Source organism: Microbispora sp. CA-135349, assembly GCF_050947365.1.
GTDB lineage: Bacteria > Actinomycetota > Actinomycetes > Streptosporangiales > Streptosporangiaceae > Microbispora.
Genome location: NZ_CP192001.1, coordinates 3,028,508 through 3,040,087 on the forward strand (window position 1 = coordinate 3,028,508; position 11,580 = coordinate 3,040,087).

Genomic DNA, 11,580 nt, shown 5'->3' on the forward strand with positions numbered 1-11,580 from the left:
GTCATCCCTCCAGCGTGTCGGGCATGTTGGAAGCGTGTGGTTCGAGTGCCGAGGCGTCACGGGGGTCATGGGCGCTCTCGAACGGCCCGGCCAGACCGAGCGTGGCGAGGGCCGCGAGAAGCGGCGCCGAGGCCTGGCGCAGCGCGGCCACGTCGTGTCCATGTGGGACCCGGTGGGCCGGATCGAGTAGGACCGTCACCCCGGGCGCGAGCCGTACACCGTGCACGACGCCCGGGGTCACGGTGTTCGCGCCCACGGCGTCGACGGCCCCACTGTTCACGGGCGCAGCGTCCCCCCGTGTGGTGTCCCTGTGCGGGGTGTCTCTGTGCGCGGTCAGGAAGTGGCCGGAGTCCGCCGTGGCGGCGGATGAGGCAGGGCGCGCCCAGAAGCGGTCTCGCGCCGGCGGCCGCGCGACGTCCGGGATGGCGGGCTCGGTGGCGGGCTCGGCGCCGGTTTCCGGACTCGTCCCGCACCAGCCGGGGGCCGACGATGTCGCGGTGTCCGGCGGGCCAAGAGGGCGGTTCGCGCCGTTCGCCGGGGCCGGGACCGCCGGGCTGCGCGGAGGGGGCGGGGAGAGCGGCCGAGGCGCCGGTCCGGACAACGGCTCGGCGAGCCCGGCGACGCGCTGGAGCATGGCGTCGGTCGCGCCCGCCAGTTCCGCCTGGATGTCGGCGATGGACAGGCCGTCCGCCTGGCGGCGCTTCACGGCCACAAGCTGGAGCAGGTGACGGCGGCCGTAGAGGGCCACGCGGCCGCGACGGCCCAGCGGGGGGTCGAGCAGCCCGATCGTCGTGTACCAGCGGATGAGGCGCTCGTTCGGCACTTCGCGGACCCTGCCGTTGGCGCGCGGCTCCGGACCGCCGACGCGCAGCTCCCGGTCCTTGGCCTGTGGCTCCGGACCGTCGTCGCGCGGCTCCCGGTCCTTGGCCTGTGGCTCCGGACCGTCGTCGCGCGGCTCCCGGCCGTGGACGTGCCGCTCCTGGCTGAGCAGGTCCGCCGCCCGCTCCGCCAGTTCGCCGATCGTCCAGGTGTCGCTCATGCCTCCACGATGACACTGTCACAATGACACTGTCAATATCGCTTCCGTCATGCGGCGGCATGGTTTTCGAAGAGTTCGTCTCGGCGAGGGACGCCGCTTCTCCCGTCGTTCACACGAGACGGCTCGACTGGGTGCCGCGACGTGTGCGACGCGCCGCTGCGGGACAGGAGAACGCGGGACGGCAGACGCCGTACAGGCAGACGCGGAGCCGAACACGCAGCAGCCCACGGCGGAGCAACCGAGCGCGGAGCAGGAAGACAACGAGACACGGCGCGGGACAGGCGGACGCGGGGGCGGGAACCCCCGGTCCGGTGCCCGCCGGGCGGGCAGGGGAGCGAGGCGGCTCGGCCCGATCCGGCCCGGCGCGGTGGCCGCGCGGAAACGAGCGAACGGCCGTCGGTGGGCGGCCGGCATGACCGGTCAGGTCAAGGAGGCGGTCAGCGGTGCAGGGTACTTCCGTGCGATCGGCGGCGCCCTCGGCGCTGCCGGGAGCGATGTGGCGCGCGACGTTCGCACGGCCGGACGACGGAGGCGAGCCGCCCGGAGGCGAGCCGTACGGGCCGGGGGATCCGGACGGCCCGTTCCCGGCGGACGTGCTGCGGGCCCTGCCGCCGGGTTTCGCCGGCCGGGTCGTGGCGCGGTCGGGCGAGCGTGCCGGGGGAGTCCTCTGGCACGCGGCCCCGGACGGCGGCGGATGCTTTCCCGACGAAGACGGCTGGATATACGTGTCCAACTGCGCGCTGCCACTGCTCGGCGGCGTGACGGCGCTGCGTTTCGCCCCGGACGGGACCCTGCGCGGCGGATACCGCATCCTGTCCGGCGCCGACCGCTGCGAGGCCGGCGCCGCGACACCGTGGCACACCTGGCTGACGGGCGAGCGGACGCCGAACGGCCGGGTCTTCGAATGCGACCCGTACGGCCTGCGCGCCCCCATGCCCCGGCTCGCGATGGGTTTGTTCACCCATGGTGGCATGGCCTGCGATCCCGGCCGGGGCGTCGTCTACCTGACGGAAGGGGAGCCGGACGGATGCCTGTACCGGTTCCGTCCTGACGACTGGGGCGACCTCACGACGGGCGTGCTGGAGGTGATGGCCGGCGACCCCGGCGAGGAGTTCGTGACCTGGGAACGGGTGCCGATCCCGGCCCTCCCTGACCACGTGCCCCTGCGTGAGCAGGTCAAAGGGGCCAGGAGGTTCGCGGGCGGAGGTGACTGCCGCTGCTCCGGCGGCCTGGTGCGGTTCGTCACCGAGGGCGACGGCCGGGAGTGGGCGTACGACGCCGACCGCGAGCGCCTGACGGTGCTGCGCGAAACGGCCGGAGGGCCGGACGGCGGTGCGGACGGTGAGATCGTCCTCGTCGCCGGTGATCGAGCGGTGCCGTTTCTGCGCGTCACGGGCGGCTGGACCGTCGCGGGCCCTTCGATGTCCCCGGCCGGCGACCGGCTCTACTTCTCCTGCCGTCCACCCCGGAACGGGTCGCCGGCCCCGGCCCCCGTGACCGTCGAGGTCCGCGGGCCGTTCCACGATCTCGCCGGCGCCTGAGCCGGCGCCCCCACAAGCCGGACTGCTCCGCGTCACGCCGAGATGCACGCCGCGCAGCACACGCGGCGAGGTTAAGACGCTTCGGCGGATGCTCTGTGAACCGGTCGGCTTGGTCAGCCTCTTGCGTTTCCTGCTGCGCCCGGCGCGTGTGCCCGCCTTCTCGGATCGGAGGTTCGCGCTATCGAGGAGTGGTCCCTGCCGGCCGCCCAGACGACCAGCGCGCAGGCCGCGAACGCGGCCCCGAGGAGACTGCAGCCCGCCCAGCCGTGGGCGGTGAAGACGGCGGTGGTCGCGGCCGCGCCGAGGGCGGAGCCGAGCGAGTAGAAGACCATGTAGCCGCCGATGACGCTGCTGGTGCGATCCGGACGCGCGGCGGTCAGCAGGTGCTGGTTGCTCACATGCACGACCTGGACCGCGAAGTCGAGAACCACGATTCCGGCGATGAGGAGGCCCAAGGACGATGGCAGCCGCGCGATCGCCGCCCACGAGACGACGAGCAGGGTGAGCGCGAGACCGGTGACCGGGGCCGCCCGTCCTGCGTCCGCCCATCGTCCCGCGCGTGCCGCTCCGAGTGCGCCGGCGAGTCCGGCGATGCCGAACAGTCCGATCTGGCTCTGGCTCAGCTGCCAGGGCATGCCGGTGAGCGGCAGGGAGATTCCGCTCCACAGGGTTCCGAAGGAGGCGAACAAGAAGAACGCGATGAGCCCGCGTGTCAGAAAGAGTCGCTGCCCGAACAGTCCGCCGAGCGAGACGACGGCTTGCCTGTACCCCTGATGCCGGTTGGGGCGCTCCTCCGACGGCAGGACGGCGAGGACGAGGGCCGCGAGCCCGAGTGACAGCACCGCGAGCACGGCGTAGGCGCTCCGCCAGCCCCACGCCTCGGCGAGTGCTCCGGTGACGACCCGCGCGCCCAGGATGCCGGCCACGACGCCCGAGGTCACGACACCGATGTTCCGTCCGCGCTCGGCGGGCGGCGAGACCGACGCGGCGTAGGCCACGGTGGTCTGCACCACGACCGCGAACACCCCTGCCGCCGCGATCCCCGCGAGCGCCACCCATGCGGCCGACGCCGAGGCCGTCACGATCATGCCCGCAGCGCTGATCGCCAGGTGCGCGGCGATGAGCGGGCGCCTGTCGACCACGTCGCCGAGCGGCACCAGCAGCACCAGCCCGGCCAGATAGCCGATCTGGCCGGTCGCGACGATCCATCCAGCGAGGTCTGCGGACAGACCGAGATCGCGTCCCATCGGCTCCAGAACCGGCTGCGCGGCATAGATGCTCGCCACAGCGACACCACACACGACCGCGAGCAGTAACCGCCGCCACGCGTCCATCCCACTCCGATCCCTATCAGTAGCAAATCGCAACCAATTCGACCGTAGGGCAGAATGGTTTCAATCTGCAACTTATTGGGAGGTGTCGTGTCGACCAGCACCATGGGCGTCCCGGACCCGGCCTGGACCGACCCCGAGTGCCCGGTGGCCCGCACGCTCGACCTCGTCGGCGACAGGTGGAGCCTTCTCGTCATCCGTGACGCGATGGACGGGGCGCGGTCGTTCACCGAGTTCCAGCGACGCACCGGCATCGCCCGCAACATCCTCGCCGACCGCCTCCGCAGGCTGATCGCGCAAGGGCTCCTCGCCCAGCACACCGCACGGTCGGGACGCCGGCAGGAATACGTGCTCACCGACGCGGGCCGCGACCTCTTCCCGGTCATCCTCACCCTGCGGCAGTGGGGAGAACGCCACGCTTTCGCCCCCGGCGAGACCCACTCCGTCCTCGTCGACCGGCACGGCATCCCCGTGCCGCAAGTCACGCCGACCGGCGCCGACGGCACCCCTCTCGACACCGGCACCACGTTCGTGCGGAAAACCCGATAACGAACCGGGCCGCGCCGTGACGAGGTGGCCTCGCCGGCTTCATCGTGCCGGCGCCGCGTCCGGGGGAGGAGCGGCAAGGCCGAATGCAGGGCGGGCGAACCTCGTGAAGCCCGCCCGGCCCTGCGTCGCCGGAACCCTCATCGCCTGGTGTCCCGTCCACCTGCCCGAACGCCGTGATGTCACCGCCAGGGCCACGGCAGCCGCCGGGCGGAGCCGCAGGTCACAGGTCCATGGCCCATACCTGGTCGGTGACGGGGATGCCCGACTCCTCGGCCGGGTGCTGCTCCACCAGTTCGAACCCCGCGGCCTGGTAGATCCGCCGGGCGCCGGCGAGGACGTCGCGGGTCCAGAGCATGATTCGCCGGTAGCCGGCCGACGCGGCGAAGCGCAGACACTCCTCGACCAGTCGTCCGCCGATGCCCATGCCGCGCGCGGACGGCTCGACGAGCAGCAGCCGGAGCTGGGCCGTCGTGTCGTCCTTGCGCATGCAGAAGACGCTCCCCGCCGGCTCGCCGCGCACCTCGGCGATCCAGGCCGCCTCCCGGCGGGGGTCGTGGTCCTCGGCGTAGTCGGCGACGATCCGCGCGACCAGGGCCTCGAACGTGGCGCCCCAGCCGTACTCCTCGCTGTAGAGGGCCCCGTGCCGCTGCACCACCCAGCCGAGATCGCCCGCCCGCGGCGGTCTGATCACGTACGGCTCGCGCCGATCGGGGGGCTCAAGCAGGCTCCGTACGGTGCTCATGGCGGTGACGAGCCGCCGGCGTTCGGGGTCGCCCAGCTTCGCCAGCATGGCCTCGATCTCGGCGGCCGAGCGCTTGTCGAGCACGGCGAACGTGTCGCGGCCCTTGGGGGTGAGCCGTACGACCTGGCGGCGGGCGTCCTCGGCCGACCGCTCGCGGGACACGAGCCCGTCGGTCTCGAACCTGGCGAGGATCCGGCTGAGGTAGCCGGGGTCCAGACCGAGCACGCTCCGGATGCCGGCGGCGTCCGCCGTCTCCCGGGTGCCGAGTTCGAACAGCACCCGCGCTTCGGTCAGGGAGTAGGGCGTGTCGTGCATCCCCGCCCCGAGCACCCCGATTACCGACGTGTAGAAGCGGTTGAACGAGCGGATTTCCGGCACGATGTCCATCTTTTCCCTTGCCTATCTCAAGGAAATGCTTGACTCGGTCAAACATAATGCCACGGCGAGCCATTGGGAAGCCGCCTCTCGCGGCGTGCGCGGTCTCGGCGTGCGAGACTGAGTTGGTCTGGTCGGCCGGGTGGCGTAGCCTCTCCTTTTGGTCTAGACCATTGTGCGAGGCTGGGGCAGAATGCGGTGCGGTGCAGCGCCGGGGTCTGCGTCGGGCCGCCGCGCCGTTCCACGCGTAATCCCAGATGGAGGAAGAACCCGTCATGCGTATTGGAGTCCTGACCGGAGGCGGCGACTGCCCCGGGCTGAACGCGGTGATCCGCGGCGTCGTCCGCAAGGGCGTCGGCGTGTACGGGCACGAGTTCGTCGGATTCCGCGACGGCTGGCGTGGCCCCCTGGAGGGCGACACCATGCCGCTCGACATCCAGGCCGTCCGTGGGATCCTGCCGCGCGGCGGCACCATCCTCGGTTCCTCCCGCACCAACCCGATCAAGATCGAGGGTGGCGTCGAGCGGATCAAGGAGAACCTCGCCGCGCAGGGCGTCGACGCGCTGATCGCCATCGGCGGCGAGGACACGCTGGGCGTGGCCAAGCAGCTCTTCGACCGCGACGTGAATGTCGTCGGCGTGCCCAAGACGATCGACAACGACCTCAACGCCACCGACTACACCTTCGGCTTCGACACCGCGGTCAACATCGCGATGGAGGCCATCGACCGGCTGCACACCACGGCCGAGTCCCACCACCGCGCCCTGATCTGCGAGGTCATGGGCCGCCACGCCGGCTGGATCGCGCTGCACGCGGGCATGGCCGCCGGTGCGAACGTCATCCTCATCCCGGAGAAGCCGTTCGACATCGAGAAGGTCTGCGCCTACGTCGAGTCGCGGTTCAAGACCCGCTACGCGCCGATCATCGTCGTCGCCGAGGGCGCCCACCCGCTCGAGGGCCAGATGGCGCTGCAGGCGGGCGAGCTGGACGCGTTCGGCCACGTGCGCCTCGGCGGCATCGGCGAGGTCCTCGCCAAGGAGATCGAGAAGCGCACCGGCAAGGAGGCCCGCACCACGGTCCTCGGCCACATCCAGCGCGGCGGCACGCCCACCGCCTACGACCGCGTGCTCGCGACCCGCTTCGGCCTCGGCGCGATCGACGCGGTGCACGAGGGCGACTACGGCAAGATGATCGCGCTGCGCGGCACCGACATCGTCCGCGTGGCCCTCGCCGAGGCGACCGCCGAGCTCAAGACCGTGCCGGCCTCCCGCTACGAGGAGGCCGAGGTCTTCTTCGGCTGATCGGTCGCGGGCCCGTCACCACGGCCCGTGCACGATCTGGTACGGCTCCCGCGTCGCCCCGCGGGAGCCGTACGCATGCGGGGACCGCACTCGGCCGGTGGATAATCGGCGCTGTGGCACGCCGGCATTACAGTGGGGAAGCCCGCATCGCGCTGACGCGTTGTCCTTGGCGTATGTCCCCCGGCCGTGCCCTCCCCGGTGTGGCGGCCGCCCTTGTCCGTCCGGAGGTTTCCACATGACCATGACCGCCCTCGGAGAGCCGTCGGTGCTGCTCAAGCTAGGCGAGGTGGTTCTGAAGGGCCGGAACCGCGAGATCTTCGAGATGCGCCTGCGGGCGAACATCAAGCACGCTCTCAAGGACCACCGGGTCGACATCCGCCAGCGGCACGGGGTGATCGCCCTGTTCCTGCCTCCGGGGACCGAGGTGGAGGAGGCCGAGACGGTGGCGGCGCGCGTGGCCGACGTGCCCGGCATCGTGCTGGTCCACCTGGCCTGGCGGGTGCCGAAGGACACGGACGCGATCACCAAGGCCGCGATCGAGCTGATCAGGGACACCGACGAGGTGGCCCGCAAGGCGCGCTTCGCCGTACGGTCGCGGCGCAGGGACAAGCGCTTCCCGCTCCGCTCCAACGAGCTGGACCGCGTGGTCGGCGGCGCGATCAACGACACCTTCGGGCTGCCGGTCGACCTGAGCAAGCCGGAACTGACCGTGCACATCGAGGTGGACAAGGACGAGGCGTTCCTGTTCACCGGCGGGCGACCGGGCCAGGGCGGCCTGCCGGTCGGTTCCAGTGGCCGGGCGCTGGCGCTGCTGTCCGGCGGCATCGACTCACCCGTCGCCGCCTACCGCATGATGCGGCGTGGCCTGCGGGTGGACTTCCTGCACTTCTCCGGCATCCCGTTCACCACCTCCGAGTCGATCTACAAGGCGTACGCGCTGGTGCGCAACCTGGACAAGTTCCAGGGCAAGTCGCGGCTGTGGGTGGTGCCGTTCGGCAAGGCGCAGCAGTCCATCAAGAACTCCGGCCAGGACCGGCTCGCGGTGATCGCACAGCGGCGGCTGATGCTCAAGACGGCCGAGGAGGTCGCCCACCGCATCCACGCCGAGGCACTGGTCACCGGAGACAGCCTCGGCCAGGTCTCCTCGCAGACCCTGGCCAACATCACGGCCCAGGACCACGCGGTCGACCTGCCGATCCTGCGTCCGCTGATCGGCCTGGACAAGACCGAGATCATGGCCGAGGCTCGCAGGATCGGGACGCTGGAGATCTCCGAGCTGCCCGACGAGGACTGCTGCACGCTGCTCGCCCCCAAGCAGGCCGAGACCCGGGCGAAGATCGAGGACCTCAAGCAGATCGAGAGGCGCCTGGACGCCGAGGACCTGGCCGCCCAGCTGGCCGACTCGATCCAGCCGTACAAGCTCGACGTCTGACGCGACGCCGGTGGGCGGTCACCGGATCGGCGGTCGTCCGCCGTGGCCGGAACCCGGGCCGCATCGGGCGGCCCCGGGCCCCGGCGAGACGCGGTCCAGCCGCGATCCAGCCGTGAGCCCGCTCAGGCGGAAACGGGCTCAGACGAGGACTGGTTCAGGCGGGAACCGGTTCAGGCGGGGACCGAGGACGCCGCCGTGGCGGCGGTGCGGCCCAGCAGCGGGGGGAAGTCGCGCATGATCGCCGCGAGGGCGTCCAGGTCGCCGTCGACCAGCGCCTGCGGGCCGTCGCACAGGGCCTGCTCGGGGTGGGGGTGCACGTCGATGATCACGCCGTCGGCACCCACGGCGACGGCGGCGCGGGTGAGCGGCAGCACGAGGTCACGCCGGCCGCCGGAGTGCGACGGGTCCACGATCACCGGCAGGTGCGACAGTCGCTGGACGACCGGGACCGCCGAGATGTCGAGGGTGTTGCGGGTGGCGGGCTCGTAGGTCCGGATACCGCGCTCGCACAGCACGATGTCGAGGTTGCCGCGCTGGGCGATGTACTCGGCCGCCATCAGCCACTCCTCGATGGTCGCCGTCATACCCCGCTTCAGCATGACCGGCTTGCCCGCCGCGCCCACGGCCTGCAGCAGCGCGAAGTTCTGCGCGTTGCGGGTGCCGACCTGCAGCATGTCGGCGTACGACGCCACGAGTGCCACGTCGTGTGCGTCCACGACCTCGGTGACGATCGGCAGCCCGGTCTGCTCGCGCACGTCGGCCAGGATGCGCAGGCCCTCCTCGCCCAGGCCCTGGAAGGCGTACGGCGAGGTGCGCGGCTTGTAGGCGCCGCCGCGCAGCAGCGTCGCGCCGGCCGCCTTGGCCATCAGGGCGGCCTCCAGCGTCTGCCTCGGCGTCTCGACCGCGCACGGGCCCGCTATCAAAGTGACGGTGTCCGGCCCGATCGGCACGCCGCGCACGCTCACAGTGGAGCGTTGCGGATGATTGTCCCTGCTCACGAGCTTGTACGGCGTGGAGACCCGTACGACGTCCGCGACGCCCGGCATGCCGCGCAGGTTGAGCGTGGCGAACTGCTCGACGTCGCCGATGAGGCCGATGATCGTACGGCTCACGCCGCGGCTCGCGAACGCCTCCCCTCCGGCCGCGGCGACGAGGTCGGCGATCGCCTCGACGTCGTCCTGCGTGGCCTCGGGGGTCATGACGATGACCATGGTGACTCCTCTTCCTGTGAACGGTGCGGGTCCGGAAAACGACGAAGGCCCCGGGTCCGTATGGACCCGGGGCCTTCGTTCGCCGTGGCTGTCAGCGCAGCGCATGGAGGCGATCGGTCCTCACGGGTCCGTCGCCATACCAAAACGACCAAGCGGTGCGCATGTGACGCAATATAGCGCACGCTCCCTTGATCGTGACACCCCGCATGTGCCCGGGGTCCGGTGTGGTCGTCCTGCGAGCGGATGGCAGGATGGCCTCCGTGCCGGAGAAACCTGAGGAGGAGACGCGCCTGCCCCCGGGCCAGTACGTCCCACGCGGACGCCCCGTCGTCCATTACGGGAGGGTCCCGGCGTTCCGCCCTGAGACGTGGCGTTTCCAGGTGTTCGGCGCCACGGCCTCGGGCCAGGTCCACGATTTCTCGTGGGAGGAGTTCTCCTCGTTGCCCACCACAACGGTCATGGCGGACTTCCACTGCGTCACCAAGTTCTCCCTGATGGGCAACGAGTGGGGCGGCGTTCCCACCTCGGCGCTGCTCGACCGCGTCCCCCCGGCGCCGGGCGTGCGCCACGTCATGATCTGGGCCGAGTACGGCTACAGCGCCAACCTGCGGCTGTCGGACTTCGACCGTCCGACCACGCTGTTCGCCACGCACCTCGACGAGAGTCCGCTGTCCCCCGAACGCGGCTACCCCGTACGGATGGTGGTGCCTCACCTGTACGCCTGGAAAAGCGTGAAGTGGGTGCGCGCGGTGGAGTACCTGACCGAGGACCGGCGCGGCTTCTGGGAGGAGCGCGGCTATCACAACCTGGCCGACCCCTGGAAGGAGCAGCGCTACTCATACCAGGAGGACCCGGGCGACGGCCCGCCGTGAGGCCGCGGAGCGGCTACGGTGTCCGGCGTGTCATCAGCCGTCTGGGTCACGCTGTGCGCTCTCTGCGGGGTCTGCGGAGGCGCGCTGGGCCGCGCTCTCGCCCACCGCGCGCCTGCCCCCGGTGAACTGCCGGGTGAGGCGACGTTCCTCGCCCTGCGCGTCGCCGGGCTGGCGGCCTCCTCGCTGCGCGCGGGGCTCACCCGCGGCTCCGCCCGCCGTGCCGTACCGCACCTGCGGACGTTGCTCGGCACCGCGGGCCTGGTCGTCGCCACGAACGATCGCGTCCTGGCCAGGAACGGCACGGGGGTGCCGGCGGACGAGGCGGTCCTCGCCGAGGTGCGCGCGACCATGGCGGGCGGCAGGCCGCGCCTCGCCTCCGCTTCGGGAGGTGATCGGCACGGGGTGGTCGTCCCCCTGACCGTGGAGGGCCGGGCGGTCGGCGCGCTCGCGGCGTACGACGCGCGGATCGGCGCCGCCCTGCTGCGCACGGCGGCCGAGGTGGGCCGCTGGATGTCCGGCCAGCTCGAACTCGCCGAACTCGACGCCTCCCGCAGGCGGACGCTGGAGGCGGAGGCGCGGGCCCTGCGGGCGCAGATCTCGCCCCACTTCGTGTACAACTCGCTGACCACCATCGCCTCGTTCGTCCGGACCGACCCCGAGCGCGCCCGCGAACTGCTGCTCGACTTCGCCGACTTCATCCGGTACGCGCTGCGCCGGGCGGCCGACTTCACCTCGCTCGCCGACGAGCTGACCTGCGTGGACCGCTATCTCCTGCTCGAACAGGCGAGGTTCGGCGACAAGCTGCGCTTCACCGTCCAGGTCGCCCCCGAGGTGCTGAAGGTCGACGTGCCGTTCCTGTGCCTGCAACCCCTGGTGGAGAACGCCATCAAACACGGCATGCCGGGGGAGGTCCGGGTCGTGATCAGGGACGCGGGGCCGGAGGCGCACATCTGGGTCGAGGACGACGGCGTCGGGATGGACCCCGAGCATCTGCGGGCCGCGCTCACGGAGGAACGCCGCGGGATCGGGCTGAGCAACGTCGACGTGCGCATGCGCCACCTCTACGGCCAGGACTACGGGCTCATGGTCGAGACGGCGCCGGGCAAGGGCACCCGCATCCGGCTGCGCATCCCCAAGACCCGTCCGCGCACCGCCCCGGCCCGCCCCTGACCCGCCACAGCCGCCGC

At 71.7% G+C, this 11,580-nt stretch carries 10 protein-coding genes; 6 read left to right on the plus strand and 4 right to left on the minus strand.

Annotated elements, in window-relative coordinates:
- Position 1 precedes the first annotated feature (1 nt).
- Positions 2-1,039 (minus strand): MerR family transcriptional regulator, encoded by a 1,038-nt coding sequence (locus ACQPZZ_RS14240; protein WP_432932290.1) that lies wholly within the window; start codon positions 1,037-1,039, stop codon positions 2-4.
- 458 nt (positions 1,040-1,497) lie between these two features.
- Between ACQPZZ_RS14240 and ACQPZZ_RS14245 the strand changes: the two genes are divergently transcribed.
- On the plus strand, positions 1,498-2,580 hold the full coding sequence (locus ACQPZZ_RS14245) for an alkaline phosphatase PhoX (RefSeq protein WP_432932292.1): 1,083 nt from the start codon (positions 1,498-1,500) through the stop codon (positions 2,578-2,580).
- A gap of 113 nt (positions 2,581-2,693) precedes the next feature.
- Here the strand turns inward: ACQPZZ_RS14245 and ACQPZZ_RS14250 are convergent, their stop codons facing one another.
- On the minus strand, positions 2,694-3,914 hold the full coding sequence (locus ACQPZZ_RS14250) for an MFS transporter (RefSeq protein ID WP_432932294.1): 1,221 nt from the start codon (positions 3,912-3,914) through the stop codon (positions 2,694-2,696).
- An 87-nt stretch (positions 3,915-4,001) separates the two neighbouring features.
- Here ACQPZZ_RS14250 and ACQPZZ_RS14255 point away from each other — a divergent pair, with 87 nt between their 5' ends.
- Positions 4,002-4,460 carry a winged helix-turn-helix transcriptional regulator gene (locus ACQPZZ_RS14255; RefSeq protein ID WP_432932295.1) on the plus strand — a complete coding sequence of 153 codons (459 nt, stop codon included), beginning with the start codon at positions 4,002-4,004 and terminating at the stop codon, positions 4,458-4,460.
- 220 nt (positions 4,461-4,680) lie between these two features.
- Here the strand turns inward: ACQPZZ_RS14255 and ACQPZZ_RS14260 are convergent, their stop codons facing one another.
- A complete protein-coding gene (locus ACQPZZ_RS14260) occupies positions 4,681-5,589 on the minus strand; it encodes a bifunctional helix-turn-helix transcriptional regulator/GNAT family N-acetyltransferase (protein WP_432932297.1) in 909 nt (302 codons plus the stop codon).
- 263 nt (positions 5,590-5,852) lie between these two features.
- Between ACQPZZ_RS14260 and ACQPZZ_RS14265 the strand changes: the two genes are divergently transcribed.
- Both ACQPZZ_RS14265 and thiI read left to right on the plus strand, forming a co-directional pair.
- Positions 5,853-6,878, plus strand: coding sequence for a 6-phosphofructokinase (locus tag ACQPZZ_RS14265; protein ID WP_432932299.1), 1,026 nt, complete (start codon positions 5,853-5,855; stop codon positions 6,876-6,878).
- 235 nt (positions 6,879-7,113) lie between these two features.
- Positions 7,114-8,310 carry a tRNA uracil 4-sulfurtransferase ThiI gene (gene thiI / locus ACQPZZ_RS14270; RefSeq protein ID WP_363636999.1) on the plus strand — a complete coding sequence of 399 codons (1,197 nt, stop codon included), beginning with the start codon at positions 7,114-7,116 and terminating at the stop codon, positions 8,308-8,310.
- A 170-nt stretch (positions 8,311-8,480) separates the two neighbouring features.
- Here the strand turns inward: thiI and aroF are convergent, their stop codons facing one another.
- Complete coding sequence (aroF, locus tag ACQPZZ_RS14275; RefSeq protein ID WP_432932301.1) at positions 8,481-9,521, minus strand: 3-deoxy-7-phosphoheptulonate synthase; 1,041 nt, start codon at positions 9,519-9,521, stop codon at positions 8,481-8,483.
- 251 nt (positions 9,522-9,772) lie between these two features.
- On the opposite strand from aroF, the gene ACQPZZ_RS14280 reads away from it, so the two are divergent.
- Positions 9,773-10,393: a molybdopterin-dependent oxidoreductase gene (locus ACQPZZ_RS14280; protein WP_363636995.1), complete on the plus strand. Its 621-nt coding sequence runs from the start codon at positions 9,773-9,775 to the stop codon at positions 10,391-10,393.
- A 27-nt stretch (positions 10,394-10,420) separates the two neighbouring features.
- The gene (locus ACQPZZ_RS14285; RefSeq protein WP_432932304.1) at positions 10,421-11,563 is read left to right on the plus strand and encodes a sensor histidine kinase; all 1,143 of its coding nucleotides are present in this window, start codon (positions 10,421-10,423) and stop codon (positions 11,561-11,563) included.
- Positions 11,564-11,580: the final 17 nt, after the last annotated feature.

What these genes read in the sequence shown, in the direction of transcription:
- ACQPZZ_RS14240 (WP_432932290.1), bottom strand. Translation starts at nt 1,039, where the DNA reads ATGAGCGACACCTGGACGATCGGCGAACTGGCGGAGCGGGCGGCGGAC.
- ACQPZZ_RS14250 (WP_432932294.1), bottom strand. Translation starts at nt 3,914, where the DNA reads ATGGACGCGTGGCGGCGGTTACTGCTCGCGGTCGTGTGTGGTGTCGCT.
- ACQPZZ_RS14260 (WP_432932297.1), bottom strand. Translation starts at nt 5,589, where the DNA reads ATGGACATCGTGCCGGAAATCCGCTCGTTCAACCGCTTCTACACGTCG.
- ACQPZZ_RS14265 (WP_432932299.1), top strand. Translation starts at nt 5,853, where the DNA reads ATGCGTATTGGAGTCCTGACCGGAGGCGGCGACTGCCCCGGGCTGAAC.
- thiI (WP_363636999.1), top strand. Translation starts at nt 7,114, where the DNA reads ATGACCATGACCGCCCTCGGAGAGCCGTCGGTGCTGCTCAAGCTAGGC.
- aroF (WP_432932301.1), bottom strand. Translation starts at nt 9,521, where the DNA reads ATGGTCATCGTCATGACCCCCGAGGCCACGCAGGACGACGTCGAGGCG.
- ACQPZZ_RS14280 (WP_363636995.1), top strand. Translation starts at nt 9,773, where the DNA reads ATGGCCTCCGTGCCGGAGAAACCTGAGGAGGAGACGCGCCTGCCCCCG.